We start from the raw sequence: 22,704 nt of genomic DNA, 5'->3' as shown, positions 1-22,704 counted from the left end.
AAAGCTACGATTAACCTTTCATACCCCTCTTTATATCTTCAATCATCTGTGTTGCTAGTGCTTCTTGGTACCCTGCCTTCCCTGTTTTCTTCATCTCTTCTATAACAGGAGTCCATTCAACTGACTCAATGGCTTGTAATTTATTGAGGCGACTTGATACATCTTCACTAGATAGACTCGTTCGGTATGAATCGACATCCATGCGCCAAAGAACCAGTTTCTCACCGTATCGCCTTTTTAAACGATCTGCAATGACAATGCCTTCTGGATCAAGATCCCCAGAATAATATAAAGTAGTTTCAGCTGCAACGAGTAAATCAAGTAATCGCCAGCTGGCCATCCGTAATTGCCCATGGGTACAGACAATCGGGGCGTCTAGTACTGCATCCATTACGGTTGAACTGACACTGGAGTTTTCCACAATCCACACTTTATCCCCAATGTGTGGCCTTACCCCATCAATCTTTATTAATTCTTTCATTGGTACATTCATAACAGTTCCGCTCTCACATGCTGCTTTCCATACAGGATGATCGACTTCTCCACATTTTGCTCGCAACTGTTGACAAGTGACAAAATTCCATAAGTCATCACGTAAAATACCAAACTCCGAAAGTACATCATTTAATTCTTCAACTGTTCGTGGCATACCATTTATATCTCTGCCTCGTCGCATGAGATCAACATACATAAAATGATGTAACAACTTACTAGCCAATTCTTGATTATCAAAGAAGTGGGGATTTCCTGTTACTCGTTGGGAAAAGAAAGGAAGCCGTTCAAACTTCCCTTCTCCCGGCAACGCAGTAAACGCCTTGGCTACAACGATAATTTTCTCCGCAAGTTCTGTCCGATTTTGCCGATATTGTGACCAGATCCAACGAGAATCAACCGGTTTTCTCTGAATCCAATCAAGCCACCAATCTACTTCAGGAATTTCACGTAAAAGCGAATCAATAAATGTATTTTCTTCTGCTTGTTCTCGCTCAATCTCTTCCTTTTTCGAAAGGATCTTCTCCCCTAACACCGCCTCTATTAAAGGTACAAGTTGATAATCTGAAAAACTTGTACTAGCCAATTCCTTTTCAAAATCTGCTAGAGCAATGGATCCTTTCTTTATCAGTTTTTCTTTTGACCAACCAAGAAAGCCAGCAATTGATTCAAGTTCCACATCAGTAAAACCTTTGAGAGGAATCGTGCCACCAATCCTCCCTAATGAGCGATATTTCTCTTTAAATAATTGAAAGAGTTTTATAAACCCAGGCTCCTCTTTAAAGACACGTAACTCACTCATGGACGACCAAATCCTCCCCAATCGTTGAAGCCTCACTAACGAACCTTGAATCATCAACAATAAGCGATTTTTGTTTACCGTCCCAATGGTAACGAATGACCGTTACATAATTCGCATTTTTCGGCCGAACTAATTCACAAATCGATAAACTGCTTATCGTATCATAATCGCCCCACAGTGCTTGGGAGTTCATAATATAATTGAACCCTAGCTGTTCTACAACCTCGAACATATCACGAATATTATTTTCATCAACACCAGCAAATGCCTCATCAAGCGAGATGATGTAAGGTGCTGTATCCCCTGCTTCTTTATAGCGAGAGTAGGCGGCCGTAAAGAGTGGAATATACATGGCCATCGCTTTTTCCCCACCACTAAATCGGTAAAACGCGTTATTCGTTAGTTCCCGTCTCGTTTCATTCACCCGTTTGTAATACAAAATAAACGTAAACCATTTTCGATAATCTAACACTTCTTTTAATACTTGATGAAGTGTTGACCCTTCATTTCGTAACTGTATAAGCTCTTTCGCTTTCGCAATCCGTGATCGGAAATGTTTCGTAATTCGCTCCAGATCTTCATCACTTAAAAATTTACTATTCCGTTGTAACAGTTGGACAAGGTCTTTCGTATCAAGTTCATCCTCTGATTCAGCAGTTAACGGTTTCCATGTAATTGAAAAACTTAAACCAGATGACGTGTCACGCTCTTCCATAATTTTATCCATTTCTTTAACCCATTGTTCAGCCCGTTGAATGCGGCGGCGTAATATCGTTCCAACTGTATTAACAATAATATCTTCATAAAGTTGACGATCTTGTTCATCTAGCAAATGTTTTTTCTCTTCTAGTTCACTTTCTAAACTAGCTGCGACATAATAAGGACTAACCCGTGCACCACGGTATTCCATTTGGATTAATCTACGACCTTTGAGACTTTGCCATTCATTTTTATATGGTTCATATTGATCACCGAATTCATTAAAAAACCATTCCGGTGTCTCTAGCTCTTCCGTAAATTCTTGCATTCGATATTCTGTTAAAAAGTCGAGTTCATTATAGTATGTTTTCGTTAAGAGTTCTGAAATTTTCGACCGGTCATATTTTGTATAAATTGCTTCAACACGACGAAAAATCTCTTCTGGATCATCCGACTCAATTGGAAAATAATGGCGTTCTCTTTCACGGTCAACTAATTTTTCCCACTCAGCAGCTAATTGTTGCCAGAACAGAAAATCAGTTTTTGCCTCGTTGAGCTTCTCAAAACATTGGCTTTGTGCTACTTGTTTTGCGGGTAGTTCACGGACAAGTTCATGTAGCCGCCCTTTCACTTCTCCCAATTCCTCTTGAACTTCTTCTATCCGACGGCGAACCTCATCAATTCCTTTTAATTGTAATTGTCGTTCAATAGATTCGATTTCTCCACGGATTTTACTTAGTTGGCTCGTTTTACTATTTTGATCCCCTTTATTGGCATCTAGCTCCTCTTGCAGTTCTTCTATTCGCATATGGATAGTAACTAGTTCCCTTTTTAACGAAGAAAGTTTGATCGAGACACCACTTAAATCATAGAGAAAATCAATATAACTGCGAGAAGCCACTAATGCTTTGTCAATAATTTCTGTCGTTAAGTCGATATTCAAGTGCATGCCTTGTTCGCGTAACAGTTTTTTCTCATTCTGAAGCTTATAGTCGACCATCTTCCATTCGTCATCAATCCGAGCAAGTTGTTGTATAGCATTCGTCCATTCTCTTCGTTTTTGTAAAATTTGTTCATGAATATCAAACAAATGCGTATCCGACGGCAGTTCCCTCTTCCAATCGTTTGCTTGCGTTAATTTTTCTTGATAATCTGCTAACTGTTGCCGCAAAAGTTCTAACTCTTGCTCAAGTTGTGCCAATTTTTCTTTCCATAATAAAATTTGCTCCCGTTGATGCCGCTTCCGTGATGTTCGACCAATATATTTTGATGGGCCATCCATTGGTGCATGACCTTTTAAACTACCTAGTGAATACGTCCCATCCACATCGATATGGAATCCTGTTTCATTTATCTCAAGTGGAATACTTCTAAGAACTTCATCAACAAGACGGGCTGAGATTGGACTCTCTTCATCTAAATCAGGCATTAAGTAGTCGGCTAACGTATATCCTAATAGTTGCGGGTTTGGCTCAATCACCGCATCTTCTGTCGGCTTAATTGCTTGTTCCGTTATTAAACTGTCCAATATACCTGTTTGCTTTAGTACTGCTTCAATCCGTTCTCTTTGCTCTTCTGTAACATGTTCTTGAAATTCAACAGCCGCATAAAATGGTAAGAACGCTTGTCCATCTTCCATAAGTTTCATCCGATGAATATTCGTACCTGCTGCCCGATCTGGTTCTACTATTTTTTGCGTTTTTATCCGTTCGAGCTCGGCGTCGGTCTCCTCAATCTCTACTAATTTATCAGCAATTTTATTTTCCGTTAGAGCAATATCTTTTTTTACATCTGCTTCATACGTATGAATCGCTGAAATTAAATAATCACGTACCGTTTCATAACGAGTTTCATCATATAACCCTTGAATTGCACGGGCTATGCGTTGTTGTGTTTCCTTTGTGAAAATGAGCTCCGGATGCCTTTCAATCCATTGAAAAATACCCGTTTCTAGTTCTTGATGTTCCGATTCAAACCATTCTTCTAAATGGTCTGTTTCTTTTTTCAACTCATCCACAATATATTTCTGATCGGATGATTGCCGTTGCAGTTTCATATGTTGCTCGGTTAAACGTACAATTTCCTCTGCCCGCTTTTCTAGTTGGTTTAATAATGTTTCGTGTTCCTTTGCTTCTTTTAACCAAACAGTAAAATCAAACGCATCCTTTTCCGAGCGTTCATAGTCACGAAGGTTTATTTCATGTTGATGAAAGGCAGATGTATCGGCATCAATGGATAGTTCAGCTAAGATTTCCTCTACTCTTTGCTCATTTTGGAGTAGTTCTGTTTCAAGTACTTCTTTTTTTCGCCAGTTTTCATGCAACTTTTTATTCAGATCGTCCCACTTTTGTTCTAATTTTCGTATTTCATTCGTTATCGATATAGCTTCTTCCCTTTTTTCACGGCGGTTCTTTTCTAGTGTCCAAACTTCATGGTTTTGTAAGGACGCTTGCTCTTGTTCAGCAATGGAAAGTTTTTGCTCAACTACTTGTTGTTCCGCTGTTAGTTTTTCAATTTCTTTTCCGTATTGGTTATAAGCCGCTGTCAATTCCGTTACCCGATGATGAGCCTGTTCTTGTTTGTTCTGCGCCTTCATCCAGTGGTCGATTCGTTCAGCTAAAATAAATTGATTATACGTATGGTACGTGGATTTCAAACGTTTGACAGAATCGTTTTCCCGTTCTAACTGTTCAATCTGTTGACTCGACTCATCCATACTTTCAATCGTGTCAGATAAATGTCTTAATTCATCATCCGTTAAAGGTGGTAGCGCACTTTCTAAAATTTCATAAATAACGGTTGGCTTGAAATCCTTCGATAATTTTGGACTCCGCAATTGGATGAGTAGTTTAATTAAGTCTTCATACGCCTCGGTTGATGAAAAACCAAATACGTATTTATTAACAAGCTCCATATACTCCCGCTGTGTATGGACAACTGTTCCACCACCTGCAATCCGATTTTCTAGTTCTTTTGCAGAAAGAGGAACATCTTCACCTAAATGCTTTTGTGTTAAGTAAAAATCAATACCGATGCGACGATTATCTTTAATAATAAAGTACCAAGATTTAATTCCTTTATTTCGCTTTGCTTGCATCCCGATTCCCGTTGTTATATATTGCTCGGTATTGCCCATTTTATATTCCATAAACAAATAACCTGTCCGCTCATCTCGGTCGACAACCTCTTTTTCTCCGAGTAAGTAATCTTCCATTCGCCGTGCTTTTGACCCGAATGGATCAAGGCGATCAGGTGTCTTTTTCCCATCTAATAAGACGGGGAGAAAACTTTGCATCGTGACCGATTTCCCTGAACCGTTCGAGCCTCGGAGCAATAATTTTCCATCCGCAAATTCAAAAATTTCGTTATCGTAATACCAAAAGTTGAGTAATCCAGCTCGATTCATTACCCATCTCGGTTCGGTCATTCCTCTTCCCCTCCTGCAAAATCTTTCGGATATTCACCAGCTAACACTGCCAATAATGGTTTCAACTTAATTAATGACGTTTCCCTATCGACCTCAGCCATCATCCAATCTTTCAATGCTTCCATAATCTCTTTACGAACAGATGGGGTTGGCTTTTCACGAAAATACTTTGACCAACCACGATCAAACTGGGCCCGAATCGTTTCAATGATTGTATCCAATTCTCCTTCTGTTAATACAATCTCCCCATTTTCTCGCGGTGAATATTGGTCAATATGGTCATGAAAATACTTTGATAGTTGTAAAATAATATCCGACTGCGCCTTCGCATCCGGGAATACTTGCTGATATTGCTTCGGTTCGGGATTTGATAAAAAGGCTGTATTTTTATAAACATGAAGCTTGTAATTACTATGATTTTCGATATCTTCAGAAAGACGGTTGCGGTACATTCGAATATATAAAAAGTCCGGATCTTGCTGGTCAACTCGATGAATACCCGGTGAAAAAAATAATTTTCGATACACTCGTTTTCTCCGTTCATCCTCTTGGTTCATTCGCCAATCTTCTTCCAATAATTCTTCCCAATTTGAATAATTGTGGAAGTCTTCCGGATACGACCGCATAAAATATCGACTGTATACCGTTGCCTCGTAAAGCACTTCCTGTTCTTCATCATGATCAAAACGACCTAAATCGCCATCAATAGTACGTATCAAATGAAAATCGAGCAATACTTTAATTGCCCGTATTAACGATTTCCGGTGAATATATAGCGTCCAATCTAATTCATTTTCACCTGGATAGCTTGCTTGAATTTCTTGACATAAGTCGGATAATAAAAATTGCTCATCGACCGATTTTCCTTCTAGAAACGCTAACGCACAACAGAAAATGGTATAATCCATCGGTTCTTGAAATTGTTGAATTCCCATCCAACGCTCTGGTTCAACAGGAATTTTCTCAAGCTTAATAAAATGTTGATGTATAATGAGACGCAACCCAAATTTATCATTAATATACCGGCGTAAAACTTTATCTCGCTCACGAATCAATTGATACCATTCAGGTTGTTCACTACGTAAAATCCAATAATGATTAAATAATAAATCTAATCCTTGAATCGCCTTTTCATCAAATGTGAGGGTTTGTTCTGTCGGCAACCTTTTCTCCCCCTATTTCAATATTTCAAATCGCGCATCTGGCATAGTAAGTACGCCATCATCGGATTGAACAGTAATTTGCTTATCTTTCGTTAATGACACTTTCACATTCATTCCGTAATCGGTTTTAACAATTCCATTTTCTGTCGTCATCGCTTTTGCAATCCATGTGAGTAACACTTTTCGAATAAACGGTTCAATTTTCCCCAATGCTGACAACTGAATAACACCATCTTGTATATAGCTCTCAATTAATCGTTGTTCTTTTCGACGTTCTTCTAAGTATAGACCCATTTGCCGTCTTTTCTCTTCTGTATTGGATGTCATTGCTCCCGGTTTTGTTTTTTCCCGATACCGATTTGTTCGCGGTTTAATTGTTAATAAAATAGGTTCCTCTTCCCACGTATCAGTGTGTAAGTTATCTGTTGTATCGTCCTCAAAGTGAAGATGTTGAATCGAGTTTGCCCCAAAAACAACCGAAGCTAGCTTATGTGCCTCTTCAATTGATTCAGCTTCTTGAAACCATTTTGCTAAATGAAGATAATCATTTTTTCGACTTCGGAAATGTTGTTGCCGCTCACCAATTCGTTGTACGTAACGGGTCATCCGCCGTATCATTTCATTTGTTTGCAATTGTAAAATATCTAGCTCACTTTGACTTGTGTGTGTTCCAAGAAACCATTGACATAAACTTTGCCAATACTCTTTATACTCAAGAAGCCAGTCCTCTTGATTGGATGAGACATCTTCTAGTCTCGGAATTGACTGTCGATGTTCAATTAATTTATTAAAAAAGGGATTGAGTGCCCCTTGGGATAATTCTTTTATCCGTTCTTGTATTTGAAGAGATGTCCTTTGTAGATTAACAATGAAATCACGTAAATAAATCGTAAATTGATTTTTATATACTAAAAAAGCTTCCGTTTGCATTCGTTGATCCGTCTGTTCACTATTAATGTAAGCAATGTAATCAGCGGTGCTCGTCCGAATCGTTTGGAAGTAGTGCAAAATATCTTCCCAAAGCCGCATATCTTCTTCAGCTTTGTTTGGGAGACCTCGCTCCAATTCCTTTTGTAGGTTAATAAGCACGTGTAAAAGCCGTTCAAATTGAGACCGCTCCAATGACCCTTGGAAAGAATCGTCTTGCTTCCGTTCAAGCGTAACGAGTAACCGTTCAATTTCAATCGTATATGGAGTCGGCTGATAACGAAACCGTTTTTTCTTATATTCCTCAATCGTTTTTGCATTTGTCATATCTTGTCTGGCAATTAAGTTGTTCCACTTTACTAGTTGGGCTAGCTGTTGATGGAGCTGTTCTTCCTGATAATCATGAAAGGCAGGAATTTGGCGCATATAGGCTAAAATTTCTTCCGGTGTAATAAAATCTCGCATCCGTTCATGTTGATGATAACAATAACGTAAAATCGTTCGGTAATGGCTAGCTGAATCCGCTGTTAAGTAACTTGCCTCGATAACCTTTTTCATTGTCACATCCAAATCGATCATCCTCATTTACTAGTCTATTACTACTATTTTATCGAAAAAGAGGAATGGATGGAATGGGGAACATTGGAAAGTTCAGCTTATTGCCTCGTTTTCTTGGCGACTCTACTCGTACTTGTTCGTCCATCTTCAACCATAACTATGATACAATAAGACAAAATGGGATTAGGAGTGACAAAATGGGTAACGTACAATTCGTAATTTTTGATATGGATGGTCTTTTATTTGATACAGAACGTTTGTATTATCGTTCTTTTCAAAAGGCTGCGAAAAAACTCGGCTATGAATTTCCATTTGAACATTATTTAAAAGTAGTCGGTGTCACCGATGACGAAGGGAAAAAAATTTTAGCTGAAATTTACGGGGAAGACTCCCTTATTTTATATGCCTTTGATCATTATCATGGTGAGCTTAATGACATTATTACAGAAGAAGGACTTTCGTTAAAACCAGGGGTAGAAAAATTACTAGACATGTTGGATGAGAAGGGTATCCATAAATGCATTGCCTCTTCAAGTTCACTAGAAGTCATTCGAAAATATACGGAGTACGCTCAAATCGCGGACCGTTTTGATTTTTTTATTAGTGGAACAGAAGTAGAACACGGCAAGCCGAGTCCAGATATTTTCTTAGAAGCGTTAAAACGTGGAGGTGTAACGGGGGAATTCGCACTCGTATTAGAAGACTCATTTCACGGGTTACAAGCAGCCGCCTCTGCCAATATTCGCTGTATTATCGTTCCTGACTTAATTGAGCCAACCGAAGAAATGAAACGCCAAGCATTTCGAATTTGTCGCGATTTAGGCGAAGTGGCCGAGATGATTAAAGAGGGGTAGCAATCGTTTGTCATGAAATTGCGTAGGTTTTTGATAGACTTGTAAACAATCTGTTTTAAGTCGCTGAATTTGAAGTCGGGCCCCCTTTTTCCGAAGTTTGCAAGTTGTTTCCGAAGTTGAGTCCCTTTTTCCGAAGTTTAGTTTTCTATTTCCGAAGTTTGTCGTTCTATTTCCGAAGATGATCGCTATAATTCCGAAGTTGGCTTGCTTTTTCCGAAGTTCGCAAGTTGTTTCCGAAGTTGAGTCCCTTTTTTCGAAGTTTAGTTTTCTATTTCCGAAGTTTAGTTTTCTATTTCCGAAGATGATCGCTATAATTCCGAAGTTGGCTTGCTTTTTCCGAAGTTCGCAAGTTGTTTCCGAAGTGGAGGGCTTTATTTCGTGTTGATTTTCCGAAGTTAGGAGTCTAGTTCCGGAGTTTGAGAGTTGTTTCCGAGAAATCTTTGGAAAATATATTACCGTATTTTTAGCAGCATAATGATTTTTTACAGATTTTGAGGTGTTAGCATTGAATATAGTTATGGACAAACCAATCAATAAAGATACAAAAACGTTAATAGATAAAGAGAATAAGAAGTTATGGACAGATACAACTCTACCTCTATCACTTCATGATGGTCTATCAAAGTTAACAAAAAATGAACTCGATACGATTCGAAAAAAATTACATATACCAAATGCAAGCGGATTAAATAAAGGACAATTGATTAATGTATTGGCGGACAAGATTCCTTTATTTATTAGGGAAGCATACTTTTACTTAACAAGTGATCAATATGCCCTTATTAAAAAAATCATGAAAAATGGCGGAACAATCTCGGCATCCCCTTTGAAAATTGAGCAAATTAAGTTTTTTCAATCGCTCGGACTATTTTTCACAGGCGTACATAATGGCGAGAAAATTTTCATCATCCCAACAGAATTGATGGACTCAATTGCTGCCGTAAACAATGATGAAGAAGTAAAAACTACCATCAGAAAAAATACCGAGTGGATCTACCTTACTCACGCACTAACATACTATTACGGAGCCGTCGAAGTTGAATTTTTAAGAAGTGAATTAGAAAAACACCGAAATGAATCACTAAATATTCATGAGTATATGGAGCAAACACGTCTTGCAATAGATTATTACAACTATTTTTGGGTAGATGACGATGGCGTGTATACACATTACCGGTTAAAAAAAGCGAATGATGTTTTAGCCGAACAGAGACGTCGAAATACAATTGACTATTACTCTTTTACAAAAGAAGAACTTCTAAAAGCTGGAGCGCCTAATTTTATTGAAAGTTCAACGGCTTTTAAACGTTTGGTAGATTTTTTAGTAAAGAAAATGGGAATGGCCCAAAACGAAGCGGACATGCTTGCAATGGATTGTGTTTATGCAGTAAAAGCAGGAACACAATTAGGAGAAATCGTTCAGTTTTTACAAAGCAAAGTTGAACTGGATACGATTGCATTATTAACAGAGTGCTCAGATATCCTCGTTCAGTTAACTAATCAAACGAAACAATGGGTTTTAAAAGGACACGCACCAGTGGAATTAAGCAAACAATCGATAAATGAGCAAAATTACCGAGAACCGCAGTATCGTACGGGGGGAAATCGACGTTTAAACGTGAATAGTCATACGGCGAAAAGTACGATTGTCAAGGGTAAAAAAATCGGTCGAAATGAACCATGCCCATGCGGAAGTGGAAAAAAATATAAAAAATGTTGTGGAAGGTAGATTCAACTGCCTTCCTTTTTTCGTAGCTATTTTGTAAGGGGACATATTGAAAAATAACCTTTCATGAATTTCTCTTATTTCAGAAATAACCTATCATACACTTCTCTTATCATGGGGAAATGTCGAATTTTGCGCTATTTAAAAACAGATATCCCTTGATCTATAAGCGTTTCAGCCAAATTCAAACAAACATTTGATTTAATATTTTCGGGGAAATATGTCGGAAATTGGTAGACGTTACCCCACCTTCCGTTCGTTTCCTGCTTCCAATCGCTTCCCCCATTCTTGCATCCACAACATAAAAAGTGCAACGGAAATACCGGTTAAATCTGCTAACACATCATATATATCGGCCCCACGTCCAAAAAAGAGCTGAACAAATTCTGTAAGTATCGCATACAAAAGCCCAGTTAGAAGCACTTGCCCCTTATTTACTCCTAAACCAATTAATAACCAGGCAAATATAAAAAACATGACGAAGTGTCCGGAAAACTCGAATCGGCTAACTTCCTGAACTGGATACATCAGATAAATATGACTCCAATCTGGTCTTGACGTAAAATTGAAATGAATCTCACCATGATATAGTAAAGCATCAACATTTGCCGTACACGTTCCTATAAAAATAACAATCATCCATAATACGAATAATACAATCATTTTTCTTCCTCTTCCTGCTTTTTACTATTATTATAGACAAATCAACACGATGATTATTCATCATTATGAACTTTCTCGGATGTTATACTATGCATGCATTATCGAATAAAAACTAAGCAAGAAGAACACTCAATTATTACCGTTAATGTTCTACCAACAAAGCGGGCAGAAAAACCCGAATGAGCATATACTATTCGGGTAAAATGACATATATTGTAATACCAAAAAACTAAACGGACTTTCTTTATCAAGTATTTTGCCCATCTAATCGTATTCTTTCCTAATTCCACAAAAAACAATCAAACCTTTTTCATCAAGTATCTTTATTCACATGCGGGTAATCCTACCCTAAAGATTAAACGATCCCCCAAATGATCGACCTTTTACTAATTGGAGTCCACGGATTATAAAAGCGGCTCCCATTTTGAACCATAACAAACATAGTCACGGCTAGAATAACAACAAAAAGCGCAATCGCCATATAGTCTCTCCGTTGAAAAGGCCTTGCATTATACCAAGTGCGTTTTTTCTTTTTCCCAAAACCGCGCAGTTCCATCGCATTACTAATAACCTCAATTTTATCTAAACTAGACAAAATTAGTGGAGCCAAAATGAATGATGCGTTTTTGATTCGTTTACCAAGGGAAGCTTTTTTGGACATATCTAATCCGCGTGCTTGTTGTGCCTTCGCTATATTTCGAAAATCCCTTTGCACGTCAGGAATATACCGAAGTGCAAGCGACACCGAATAGGCAATCCGATAACTAACACCAATTCGATTCAGTGAAGCCGCAAATTCACTCGGATGAGTCGTCACAATAAATAGTAAAGCCGCAGGAATAACAGTAAAATATTTTAACGTTATATTCAGTTGGTAAAAGAGTTGTTCCAAAGTAACATTGTATCTCCCACCAATTTCGAACAGAACATGACTAGATCCATAAATTTTCACACCTTCTTGTGGCGAAAAAATATAGATAGCAATATTATTAATGAGTAAGAAAACGAGAATAAATACAAGAACAACAAAAATGTCACGCAACTTTATTTTAGAAATATAAAAAATGATGATACTTAAAACAAACAAGAATAAGAGAATCCGAGTGTCATAGGTAAGCATTGCAGCAAACGACCATAATAAAAAGCAAATTAACTTCGTCGCACCTGTTAATTGGTGAATCGCAGACGTCCGTTGAATATAGGACAACATCTCATTCGCCATGCTCTCTCACCCCACGATCAAAGGCAATAAACCGTTCAACAAACTTAATAGGATTGGAAAAGCCAACACGTTCCGCTAACTCAAATAATGAAGTCTCCTTCAAATTCGCCTGTTCGATTAATTGTCCATCCGATAAAATATCAATACTACGCCCCTCAGCAATCTTTTTTCCATCACACAACACAATCGCCCGGTCTGTATACTCCAACATTAAATGCATATCATGGGTAATCATTATGATTGTGTAGCCCTTTCGATTCAATTCAACTAAAAACTCCATAATATCTGTATAATGGCGATAATCTTGTCCGGCAGTCGGTTCATCCAATATAATGAGATCTGGTTGCAAAACAAGAATAGACGCTATGGTCACCCGTTTCTTTTGCCCAAAACTTAGCGCAGAAATCGGCCAATTCCGGTATGGATAAAGACCACAAATCTTCAGTGCTTCCTCCACCCGCTCCTTCATTTCCTCTTCAGATAGTCCACGTGCAACAAGCCCCAGCGCTACTTCATCAACGATCATATGTTTTGAAATCATATGGTTTGGATTTTGTAACACCATCCCTATTTTTAAAGACCGCTCAGCAATCGTCTCATCTGTAATATCTTGCCCTGCAAATAGAATATTCCCTGAGGTTGGTTTTTCAAAGCCACAAATGAGTTTTGAAATGGTCGATTTACCCGCACCATTTTTTCCAACAACGCTCACCATTTCCCCTTTTTTGATAGAAAAAGAAATATCATGAATCGTCTCCTTTTCAGGAGAGTAGCCGAACGCAATATTTTTTAGCTCCAGAATTGGCTCTGTATCAAGCGGCACCTCTCGTATCTCTACTTCGTCATACCATTGTTTTATAGATTCACGAAAAAGATCTGTGTGAAAGCGGGAAAAATCGGCTGGGTAACTTCTAGCTGTGACTGTTCCTCCAGCATATTTTACTGCCTTCAAATAAAGCGGTTCACGAATTTTCACTTGCTCTAACGTATCTGTTGATAACAATTTATTCGGATCTCCATCCGCAATAATTTCTCCTCCGTCCACAACGATAATCCGGTCGACATGGCGGTAAAGGACATCTTCTAACCGATGTTCGATTATAACAACTGTTGTGTTCGTCTCTTTTTGAATTTGATCAATTAAATGGATTGCATGTTTTCCTGTTGCTGGGTCCAAATTTGCTAACGGTTCGTCAAAAAGAAGAATATCCACTTGATCAACCATCACACCTGCTAAGGAAACCCGCTGCTTCTGTCCTCCAGATAAGTGATGAACAGAAGCATCAAGGTAATTGTCCATATCAACCATAGTCGCAACTTCTTTAACAGTGCCCACCATTTCTAGTTGTGGTCTACAATCATTTTCGAGAGCAAAGGCGATGTCTTCCCCTACGGATAAACCAATAAACTGGCCATCCGGGTCTTGTAATACCGTTCCGACCATTTTAGATAGCGAAAAGATATTTAGCTCTTGCGTATCCTGTCCTAAAATTTTTAGCGAGCCTTGGATGTCTCCCTTGTAAGAAAATGGAATAAGCCCATTGATACAATGACCAATGGTGCTTTTTCCAGATCCGGACGGCCCAACGATTAACACTTTTTCCCCTTCATAGATTGTCAGATTAATATTTTTTACGGACGGTTTCTTTTGACTATCGTATTTGAAATAGAAGTTTTTGAATTCAATTACTGGTTTTTTCATGATTCTTCTCCTGCAAAACATTTTGCTTTGTTGTTAAGTTGTTGCTTTCTGTGGCTTAAAAAGCATTTTATCCTAAGGACCTTATTTCATTTATGCATCAATATCTAGGCTCCCTTTTTTCGTACGTGTTTTTGCGTAAAGAGCAAGTAGTAGAGTACCTAACACTCCGACAACTACCATATTTGAAATACCAATGCTTATACCTTGTAAGTATACTTTATTTGCCGGCTCTGCATAAATTAAAATGTCTAACGTTGGGGCTATGGCGAACCAACCGATTGCTTGAGCAATGACTTGAACAACATTAAATGAGGCGATTTTTTTCTTATTAAATACACCTGATTCGATGTCGATCTTTTTCGAAACAAGTCCAAACACAAAACCAACAAATAAACTAACTACAACCCAGCTCCACCAAATTGACCCGTAGAATATTAAATCTTTTAAGGCATGCCCGATGAGACCAATAAGTCCCCCTGCCACAGGCCCGAAAATGACAGCCATTAATGCTAAAAATGCATAGGTTACTTCAATATTCGTGTTTGGAATCCCGGTCGGTATTGATGAAAACCGACCTAAAATTACGAATACAGCCGCGCCAATACCGATGGCAACAATCGTACGAACAGACAAAGTTTGTTTTTTCATTTTATAGCTCTCCTTTTATTTCCTTTTTTATAGAAGCGAGAGGTTAGGTGTGATGACTGCCCAGAAGACTCGCTCGATGAACAGTGAATGTTGTCTTATGCTTTTTGCGTGATAAATACTTCTAATATGCTAGTTTTCAGATTTCTCGCTTTTTAAATGGATAAAAATGGTCTAAAAGCCTGGTTTTTCTTGATTCCTCGTTCGATTCATAGAGGCGTTCTATAAGGCCGTTTTTTCGTAATTCCTCACTTTTTCTGTTCTTAGAGTTAATCCTATAACCCCATTTTCTCGAAATTACTAGCTTTTTCGGTTTATAGAAAAACTAAAACCTCATATGCTATCAATTATAACTAATATCAACTACTTTCCGAATATGAATTTTCCAATTCAGTCCAGATTCAACATGATATGCATTCGCAAAAGAGCCTTGGTTAATCGCAACACCGATATTGTCCAATGAGTTTACAAAAAGCAATGGCTCCCCTAAATGACTGTCCGCAAACGAACGACCAAATGTCATAATGTTTTTATACACTTGACGAGTAGAATTTTCAATCGTCACTTCAAATGTATTCCCGTATTTTACATCTAATTGTAAGAATAACTCCCGACTAATATTCGTCCATAGGTTCCCAAATCGGATATCGAGAACATCAATTGTTCCACTAATGATTCCTTGCTCGAAGACAGCTTCTGTTAATGGTAACTGAACTAAGTCAGTGGGATTTAAAACAGGACCTACATCTTGAAAATGAATTTTCCCTGATGCTAATCTTGCTCCGGTATATGCATAAACGTCGCGGCCATGAAATGTATAAGAATGTCCGGAATTCGGTAGACGATTCACCGTTTCATCGATTTCTCTCACTTCATCAATTCCAATAAATTTTTGAATATGTGTAACGGTTCCGTTATCTGGAGTGACAATATAGTGATTACTCTTCGTTTTCACTACAATACTTTTCCGCTCTGAACCAACTCCTGGATCAACAACGGAAATAAACACCGTATTTTCAGGCCAATACGAAATCGTCTGAAATAATCGATAGGATGCATCCCAAATATTGTATTGGGGAATATCATGGGTCAAATCAAAAATTCGTAAATCTTTACTCACACTAATAGCCACACCATACATTGCCGCTACTGCACCATCACTAACACCAAAATCCGTTTGAATTACTAAACATTCTGACATACAAATTCCTCCAGTTAATAAAATTTTCCCCTTGGCCAGAGAGGATTCATTTCATTCGCGCGATTTAAAAATTGCATTAAAAAAACCACGTCCTTATCTACTACGATAAGGACGTGGTTTATATTCACGTGGTACCACCTTAATTCGCTATATGTTCACACAATACAGCCTTAATCAGTACGACGGCATCTTTGCCATGATACTGTGGTCTTTGTAACGAGGACCGAACTCGGCGGAACCTACTAATAGTAAAAACTATGTTCAGCACGCAACTCAAGAGCCATTGTTCAGATTTCTGTTTTTGCCTCTTTTCAGCTACAGAAGCTCTCTGTGAAAAACGATAAAATCTTACTTTCCCCTATCAACGTCTTTGTTAAATTATTTATATAATTTTGGATATCTGATATTTTTTATTATAGGCATTAATTCTAAAATGTCAACAATTAAATTTTACATTACTTAAAATTTTTCGAAGTAGACAACAGTATACTTTATTTCTATTTTTTTGTGATAATTCAATTCACATGCCACAGTTTATTTGTTAATGTATCTCCATTTTTCATAAAATCTTATTCTTTACCGTTAATAGCCTAGTAAAATCACAATACATATCATCACTTTTTAAAAATAATGTTGACAAGATTCCCAATATAATTTACATTAAATACAACTTCATAATCTGAACTTCTTATTGAGAGAGGTGGAGGGAAATGGCCCTTTGAAACCTCGGCAGCGGGCTCTTACTTGAGTACTGTGCCAAATCCATCAAGCAGTTTTTCTGTTTGAAAGATAAGAAGAGGATCATCATTTATTATGATATTTAACCTCTTCTTAGTTGGAAGAGGTTTTTTTATTTGCCATGTTCTCTATTTTGATTAGAAGGCGGCAGCACCTATGATTCCGACTAAACATAGTTGTTTTATTAAATTAAGTGAAAAGGAGAATGATTGATGAATGTTGATGGATTTTGGATACTAATCCTTGCTATTGGTTATACGATAACACTCATTATTGCTGGTCAATTTGCGAAAAGAAAGTCTACAAAGGCTGGAAATTATTTTGTTGCAGGAAGAAACTTTAATCGCTGGATTGTAGCTTTCTGTATAACCGGTTTGTTTTCTGGTTCTACCTATATTTCAATACTAGAACTGTCTTATTTATCGGGGATATCCGCCATATGGTATGGTGTTAGCGAAATGGCACAAATTTTTATTATTGCCTTTCTCATTATTGGTCCGTTTCGAAAAAAGATGCTTGTTACTGTAACGAGTTTAATTGGGGAAAAATTTGGTCGAATTGCACTTGGAATATCAAGTCTCATCACTGCTTTTGCTTTTCCAATGTGGTCTGTCGCTACAGCAATTGCCTTTGCATCCGCCATCCATGTTTTTACAGGTTTATCTCTTACTTTTTCAGTTGCCATCACTGCCATTCTATTATTTATCTACTTACAAGGTGGTGGAATGTGGTCCATTGCTTTTACACAAACTATTAATATGATTCTCTTTATAACCATGTTTATTATCGGTGTCGTCGCGTTTTTTATTAACCCAGGGTTCCATGGACTTAAAATATACGCTCTTGAAAATCCAATTATGTTTGACTTGAATAGTGTTGGTTTACAAGTAATTGTCGCTTGGTTTGGTACGTTCTTTGTCAATATTATCCTTGCACAAGCCGCTTTTCAAATGGCATTATCCTCGAAAACTCCAGAGGAAAGTCAGAAAGGAATGATCATTGCAGGGTTTCTAGCTATTCCATTTATTTTATGTGGCGTCTTATTTGGAATCGCCGCTGCAATTGTTGTCCCGGATGCACAAAAAGGGTTAGTTGCCATTCCACAGTATTTAATGACTGTTTTACCTGCTCCATTTGTCGGGTTATTTTTCCTAGGTGTATGGGCATGTGCACTCGGATGGGGAGCTCCTTGCCAATTTTCTGGTGCCACAAGCCTTGGGCGCGACTTTGGGCGTGCAGTCAATCCACAAGCAACCGAGTCTCAGCTAATTAACTATACAAAGTGGTCTTTACTTCTTTTAACGGTACTCATGGTTGGTTTCGGTATGCTGCGAACAGAACAATCAGCATGGTGGAATGTGTTTGCATGGACGATACGTAATGGAGCAACTTTTGCACCAGTCATTGCTGCTCTTTTTTGGCCAGTTGTCACGAGAAAAGCAGTGGTTGCTTCATTACTAACCGGATTTTCTAGTGGTCTACTTTGGTATCATCTTGGCGGATGGCAGCCAAATGATTTTTTCATCAATATTCATCCAGTCTGGGTAGGCAGTACAATAAATATTATTACAATCATTCTCGTAACTTTAGCTGATAAGAAGGCCAAATGGTTTTTACAAACGGGAAAAAATGCGAAATTTGGCTATCTCGCATTCATCTCAAGTATCATTTTCACAGGGTTAAATGTTATCTTCTTTGACACCTTTTATAATAACGGGTTAAGCGGGTTATTCATCTTTATCGCGGTAATCAGTTACTATATTTCTATCATTAGATTCATTAGACCGGTGGAAGAAAAAACACATGAAGTATCCATGATCCAACATATTTAGTTTTACGGAAAAAGTATAGCGCAATAAAGAAAACTCAAGACAAAAGAGAATTGAAGCGCATGTAGATCCGTAGTTGTACTTTTGCGTATAGGAAAGCAGAAAATTCATACTTATATATTAACCAAGTAAGGAGGGCAAAGATGAAAGCAAAATTACAATGGAATAACGATATTTCTTTTTCTGGTATAACATCAACCGGATATGAAATAAAAATCGACGGCTCAGAAGAAATGGGTGGCAAAAACGCGGGTAGCCGACCAATGGAGATACTTTTATATTCACTTGCTGGCTGTACAGGGATTTATTTCATATCAATATTACAAAAAATGCGTCTGAAACCAACTAACTTTTTCATTGAGTTAAATGGTCATCGGGCAGAAATCGAACCAAAACCATTCACGAAGATTGATATTCACTATATATTAGAAGGCAATGTACCAAAGGGAAAGCTAGAGCGGGCAATTACACTTACTCATGAAAAATATTGCTCTGTTGCACATACGCTTCATTCGACCTTTGCAATTAGTTATACATTAAATGGAGAAAACAAAGTAGCGTATTTATAAACCTTTTACAAAAGAATAATTCAGCAGGAACTGTTAACTAATTCTCCCGCTTCTTTTATGTTCATATCATTAAAAATAATACGATTTTTATCCCGTCAAAAAAGCAACCATAGAACTTTCCTATGATTGCTTTTTTTAATCCATTTATCGTTCGTTCAATTGACTCCAACAGGAAATTTCCATGATTACTTAAAACCATTCTAGACATCAAACCTTCACTGTTACACTCTTTTTCAACCAGTCTTTTCCTTCAATAAGACGAGCGACCAACATGCCACAAACAGTGTTTCCAGTTGAGTTTAGTAAAGTAGCTGGTGCATCAATAATCGTACTAATAACAGCAATAACTGGAAGAACTTCAGGTGGAAAACCGAACACACTTAAAATTAACATTTCACCGATCATCCCACCACTCGGAATTGCCCCCATAACCGCACCGACGAGGAATGCAACACCGATAATGCTTAAAATACTCGACATACTTGTCATATCTTTTCCAAATAAAAGGAATAAGAAAACAATTTTAAAGACACCGCCAAACACAGATCCATCTTTATGTGTATTCGCACCTAGTGGAACAATTGTCTCAGCAATATCATTTGGTACACCCATATCTTTTACGGCAGCGAGGTTAACAGGAATACAGGCTGCACTCGAACAAGTTGCAATCGCTGTGACAGATGGGGTAACCGCATTTTTCCAAAAGATGCGAATTCCGTTTTTCCCACCAGCAATAAACGCATATAGTGTGAAGAACCCAAAGAAGTACAAAATCGTTATTCCAATATAAAGCACAAATACCCTCGCATACCCACTTAAAATTTGTGGACCTAATTCACCAATAATCGTTGCAAAATAACATCCTAACCCAATTGGTGCATAGTACATAACAATTTTTACAACATTCATCATAATTGCTGTACCTGAAGATAACAATGTGGCAAGTGGTTTTCCCTTTTCACCCACCATTGCTGTTGCTAACCCAAAAAGAATGGAAAATACAATTAACTGAAGCATATTACTTTTCGAAAATAGTAATGAAAAGTCAGAAACAGTGAAAGTTTTCACTAATTGATCAAGTATCGATAAATCTTCAGTCGATTGACTAGCATCAGGCGTTTTCATCATATTCATTATCGCTGATGTATCAACACCTTTTAACGGGTCATAAACTCGAATTCCGATAAATCCTATAATTGCTGAAATCATGGCCGTTGCAAAAAAGACAAGCAAAATTGCACCCATAATTTTCCCTAGCCGCTTCATTTCACCAATATTGGCAATCGCTGAAGCTACACTAAAGAATACGAGTGGTACAATCATCATAAACATTAAATTTAAAAATAAATCCCCAAAAGGCTTTACGACTGCTGTATCTTGTCCAAAAATAATCCCTGCAATCCCACCAATAATAATGGCGAAAAGAAGAATCACTGTGGATCTATAATTTTTTAACAACTTCGCCAAGTTGTTCACCCTCTTCTATTCTTGTTTATACAAAATCTCACAAGCCATATTATATAATAACCTCGTCATCCTGTCGTTAGTTTTTTTTCAGTGTTAAAGGAATGTAATATTTCCGAGAAAATAGTCGAAATTAGGCGATGCACTTTTTTATAAAAACAAGCATAGCAATTACTTGTGCACAATTCAATCAAACGTTTAATTGAAATTGATGAATCTCACTTTTGATAGTGGGATTCTCATATATATCAGTGTTTACTTTTCGCACCTTCTTACATATTAGTAATATAAACTCAATTTTTTATAAATGCCACCCTTTAATTAAAGTAAGCCCCTAGATTAACTCATTTTTTTCAAAAAGGGAGGTATTTTGCCGATAACAGGTTTTGGGGAAACTTCCAATTTCTGTAACTACAGAAGATGCACTAAGAATATTAGCACTGTTACCAACTGTTAGGAATAAGTTGGGCCGTTTAGAAGAAAAGTTTAATTATTCTATTGTCAGTGATGCCTTCGTTCAAATTTTATCTTTAAGTGAATCTGTTGAATCTACTAGAATTGAGAGAACTCAAGTTACCTTTTCTGATATGGTCAAGGAAAAAAACAATAAAAACCCTCGATGGAAAGTACGTGAAGTAAATAATTACCAAAAGACATTTGAATAAGGATATGAGAGAATTAAAGTGGATTTTTGGGGATTCCTTCTTGTCGGAAATCCCCATTTTCAATTGTCCTCCGCAAAACACGTAAATCACTTTTACACATGAAACTTTGTGGCTATCCTATTCCGTTTTTAATCGTCCTTCTCGGTAAATAAAAACCTTATACTTCCAAGGCTTTCAACATTTCTCCATTTTCTAAATGACGAAGCTCTATTTTTCCATTCTCATACACAGCGAACGAGCTTGTCCGATCTTTCGGAATTGTTGTGCTGCCTGGGTTTAATAAAATGATGCCATCACGCTCTTTTAGTACTTTTACATGCGTATGTCCTGAAACTACTACCCGGCAACCAAGTTCTTTTGCCTGTGCAATACGTTCTTCCTCTGTTTCTTCATAACCATGAATGATATAGAAACGAACATGATCAAAATCTATTACCCGTGACTTTTGTGAAAGGTCATGTTCAAGAACCATTTCATCAACATCTGCATCACAATTCCCGCGTACATAGACGATATCTTCGCGTCCTTGGAGGAGTTCTGTTAATTTTTTCGGATCATATGTAGCTGGAATGTCATTTCGAGGACCATGATAAAGGACATCTCCAACATGGATAATTTGCTCACAATCTTTTAAGTACTCGAGTGCCTGAACGGTATTGTCATAACCTCCATGTGTATCACTAATAAAACCTAATTTCATTTTTCCTACCTCCTAATTCCGTAAAGTTACATTTATTATAGCGTAAAAGCATTGGGAACTTAAGATTTTCTGTATCTCTAACATCGTTAATTCAAATATGTAAAAAAGATGAACACATGAATCTATTCTGCCTCACTTCTTGGCACTACCTACATTCTCCCTTTCATCAAAAGAAGAACTTATCTGCTTAACTTTTACTTAACCATGTATATTCATGAGTTTGTCTTTTTTAAATTTATGTCTTGAATTACTATGATAGATATAGTACTATATATTTAAAGTAATTGGACAATAATAGTACTATACTAGAGGTGACAACATGGATGGAAAAGTATCTGCTGATTTACTTCGGGGCCATACGGATACAATTGTCCTCGGAATTTTAATGAAAGGCGATAATTATGGATATGAAATATATAAGACGATTATTGACAAAACCGATGGGCTTTATCAATTAAAAGAAGCCACACTATATTCGAGCTATAAAAGGCTAGAAAAAGATGGTTGTATCATAGCTTATTGGGGTGACGAAACACAAGGTGGACGGAGGAAATACTACAGCATTACTGACAAAGGGATAAAACGTTATCGACAAAATAAAATTGATTGGGAATTTACACAACAAATATTAAATAAATTATTGGAGGAGGAATAAAAA

17 protein-coding genes, 1 riboswitch and 1 other annotated feature are annotated in these 22,704 nt (G+C 37.4%); of the genes, 6 read left to right on the top strand and 11 right to left on the bottom strand.

All coding sequences use genetic code 11. The annotated features are described in order from the left end of the window. Positions 1-10 precede the first annotated feature (10 nt). From BN2144_RS07480 to BN2144_RS07465, 4 genes are read right to left on the bottom strand one after another with little or no spacing between them, the layout of a single operon-like run. Positions 11-1,294, bottom strand: coding sequence for a TIGR02679 family protein (locus BN2144_RS07480; protein WP_033827621.1), 1,284 nt, complete (start codon positions 1,292-1,294; stop codon positions 11-13). Further along, positions 1,287-5,420, bottom strand: a complete 4,134-nt coding sequence (locus BN2144_RS07475) for a TIGR02680 family protein (protein ID WP_042337716.1) — start codon at positions 5,418-5,420, stop codon at positions 1,287-1,289. The genes BN2144_RS07480 and BN2144_RS07475 overlap by 8 nt, the downstream gene beginning before the upstream one ends. Then, on the bottom strand, positions 5,417-6,583 hold the full coding sequence (locus BN2144_RS07470) for a TIGR02678 family protein (RefSeq protein ID WP_033827620.1): 1,167 nt from the start codon (positions 6,581-6,583) through the stop codon (positions 5,417-5,419). Before BN2144_RS07470 ends, BN2144_RS07475 begins: the two co-directional genes overlap by 4 nt. Positions 6,584-6,595: 12 nt before the next feature. Further along, the gene (locus BN2144_RS07465) at positions 6,596-8,080 is read right to left on the bottom strand and encodes a TIGR02677 family protein (RefSeq protein ID WP_033827619.1); all 1,485 of its coding nucleotides are present in this window, start codon (positions 8,078-8,080) and stop codon (positions 6,596-6,598) included. Between the two features lie 185 nt (positions 8,081-8,265). Between BN2144_RS07465 and BN2144_RS07460 the strand changes: the two genes are divergently transcribed. Further along, positions 8,266-8,922, top strand: a complete 657-nt coding sequence (locus BN2144_RS07460) for an HAD family hydrolase (protein ID WP_033827618.1) — start codon at positions 8,266-8,268, stop codon at positions 8,920-8,922. A 505-nt stretch (positions 8,923-9,427) separates the two neighbouring features. Then, the gene (locus BN2144_RS07455; RefSeq protein WP_050632248.1) at positions 9,428-10,651 is read left to right on the top strand and encodes an SEC-C metal-binding domain-containing protein; all 1,224 of its coding nucleotides are present in this window, start codon (positions 9,428-9,430) and stop codon (positions 10,649-10,651) included. A gap of 237 nt (positions 10,652-10,888) precedes the next feature. On the opposite strand, the gene BN2144_RS07450 is transcribed toward BN2144_RS07455, so the two are convergent. The 5 genes from BN2144_RS07450 to BN2144_RS07430 form a co-directional block, all read right to left on the bottom strand. Next, a complete protein-coding gene (locus BN2144_RS07450; RefSeq protein WP_033827617.1) occupies positions 10,889-11,311 on the bottom strand; it encodes a VanZ family protein in 423 nt (140 codons plus the stop codon). A gap of 355 nt (positions 11,312-11,666) precedes the next feature. Then, positions 11,667-12,533: an energy-coupling factor transporter transmembrane component T family protein gene (locus BN2144_RS07445; RefSeq protein WP_033827616.1), complete on the bottom strand. Its 867-nt coding sequence runs from the start codon at positions 12,531-12,533 to the stop codon at positions 11,667-11,669. Continuing rightward, entirely contained in the window at positions 12,523-14,235 is a 1,713-nt protein-coding gene (locus BN2144_RS07440) for an ABC transporter ATP-binding protein (RefSeq protein ID WP_033827615.1), read from the bottom strand. The genes BN2144_RS07445 and BN2144_RS07440 overlap by 11 nt, the downstream gene beginning before the upstream one ends. 90 nt (positions 14,236-14,325) lie before the next feature. Beyond that, a complete protein-coding gene (locus BN2144_RS07435) occupies positions 14,326-14,883 on the bottom strand; it encodes an ECF-type riboflavin transporter substrate-binding protein (RefSeq protein WP_033827614.1) in 558 nt (185 codons plus the stop codon). A gap of 340 nt (positions 14,884-15,223) precedes the next feature. Then, a complete protein-coding gene (locus BN2144_RS07430; protein ID WP_033827613.1) occupies positions 15,224-16,081 on the bottom strand; it encodes an SAM hydrolase/SAM-dependent halogenase family protein in 858 nt (285 codons plus the stop codon). Between the two features lie 104 nt (positions 16,082-16,185). Continuing rightward, positions 16,186-16,455: a binding site (T-box leader), on the bottom strand. Between the two features lie 311 nt (positions 16,456-16,766). Continuing rightward, positions 16,767-16,877, top strand: a riboswitch (SAM riboswitch). Between the two features lie 154 nt (positions 16,878-17,031). On the opposite strand from BN2144_RS07430, the gene BN2144_RS07425 reads away from it, so the two are divergent. Beyond that, positions 17,032-18,651 (top strand): sodium:solute symporter family protein, encoded by a 1,620-nt coding sequence (locus tag BN2144_RS07425; RefSeq protein ID WP_033827612.1) that lies wholly within the window; start codon positions 17,032-17,034, stop codon positions 18,649-18,651. A 140-nt stretch (positions 18,652-18,791) separates the two neighbouring features. Continuing rightward, positions 18,792-19,217, top strand: a complete 426-nt coding sequence (locus BN2144_RS07420; protein ID WP_033827611.1) for an OsmC family protein — start codon at positions 18,792-18,794, stop codon at positions 19,215-19,217. Positions 19,218-19,424: 207 nt separating this feature from the next. On the opposite strand, the gene BN2144_RS07415 is transcribed toward BN2144_RS07420, so the two are convergent. Further along, entirely contained in the window at positions 19,425-20,684 is a 1,260-nt protein-coding gene (locus BN2144_RS07415; protein ID WP_033827610.1) for a dicarboxylate/amino acid:cation symporter, read from the bottom strand. A 383-nt stretch (positions 20,685-21,067) separates the two neighbouring features. Between BN2144_RS07415 and BN2144_RS07410 the strand changes: the two genes are divergently transcribed. After that, positions 21,068-21,346, top strand: coding sequence for a Fic/DOC family N-terminal domain-containing protein (locus BN2144_RS07410; RefSeq protein ID WP_033827609.1), 279 nt, complete (start codon positions 21,068-21,070; stop codon positions 21,344-21,346). Positions 21,347-21,503: 157 nt separating this feature from the next. On the opposite strand, the gene yfcE is transcribed toward BN2144_RS07410, so the two are convergent. Beyond that, positions 21,504-22,046: a phosphodiesterase gene (yfcE, locus tag BN2144_RS07405; RefSeq protein ID WP_033827608.1), complete on the bottom strand. Its 543-nt coding sequence runs from the start codon at positions 22,044-22,046 to the stop codon at positions 21,504-21,506. A 319-nt stretch (positions 22,047-22,365) separates the two neighbouring features. Here yfcE and BN2144_RS07400 point away from each other — a divergent pair, with 319 nt between their 5' ends. Beyond that, on the top strand, positions 22,366-22,701 hold the full coding sequence (locus BN2144_RS07400; protein WP_033827607.1) for a PadR family transcriptional regulator: 336 nt from the start codon (positions 22,366-22,368) through the stop codon (positions 22,699-22,701). Positions 22,702-22,704 lie beyond the last annotated feature (3 nt).

Source organism: Bacillus andreraoultii (assembly GCF_001244735.1).
GTDB classification, from domain to species: Bacteria; Bacillota; Bacilli; order Bacillales; family Caldibacillaceae; genus Caldifermentibacillus; species Caldifermentibacillus andreraoultii.
Note: the sequence above shows the minus strand (reverse complement) of the source record. Positions and strands in the feature narration are given on the sequence as shown.

Coding starts and splice junctions, on each gene's coding strand:
- BN2144_RS07480 (WP_033827621.1), bottom strand. CDS start 1,294: ATGAGTGAGTTACGTGTCTTTAAAGAGGAGCCTGGGTTTATAAAACTC.
- BN2144_RS07435 (WP_033827614.1), bottom strand. CDS start 14,883: ATGAAAAAACAAACTTTGTCTGTTCGTACGATTGTTGCCATCGGTATT.
- BN2144_RS07460 (WP_033827618.1), top strand. CDS start 8,266: ATGGGTAACGTACAATTCGTAATTTTTGATATGGATGGTCTTTTATTT.
- BN2144_RS07425 (WP_033827612.1), top strand. CDS start 17,032: ATGAATGTTGATGGATTTTGGATACTAATCCTTGCTATTGGTTATACG.
- BN2144_RS07475 (WP_042337716.1), bottom strand. CDS start 5,420: ATGACCGAACCGAGATGGGTAATGAATCGAGCTGGATTACTCAACTTT.
- BN2144_RS07400 (WP_033827607.1), top strand. CDS start 22,366: ATGGATGGAAAAGTATCTGCTGATTTACTTCGGGGCCATACGGATACA.
- BN2144_RS07420 (WP_033827611.1), top strand. CDS start 18,792: ATGAAAGCAAAATTACAATGGAATAACGATATTTCTTTTTCTGGTATA.
- BN2144_RS07430 (WP_033827613.1), bottom strand. CDS start 16,081: ATGTCAGAATGTTTAGTAATTCAAACGGATTTTGGTGTTAGTGATGGT.
- BN2144_RS07445 (WP_033827616.1), bottom strand. CDS start 12,533: ATGGCGAATGAGATGTTGTCCTATATTCAACGGACGTCTGCGATTCAC.
- BN2144_RS07440 (WP_033827615.1), bottom strand. CDS start 14,235: ATGAAAAAACCAGTAATTGAATTCAAAAACTTCTATTTCAAATACGAT.
- BN2144_RS07450 (WP_033827617.1), bottom strand. CDS start 11,311: ATGATTGTATTATTCGTATTATGGATGATTGTTATTTTTATAGGAACG.
- yfcE (WP_033827608.1), bottom strand. CDS start 22,046: ATGAAATTAGGTTTTATTAGTGATACACATGGAGGTTATGACAATACC.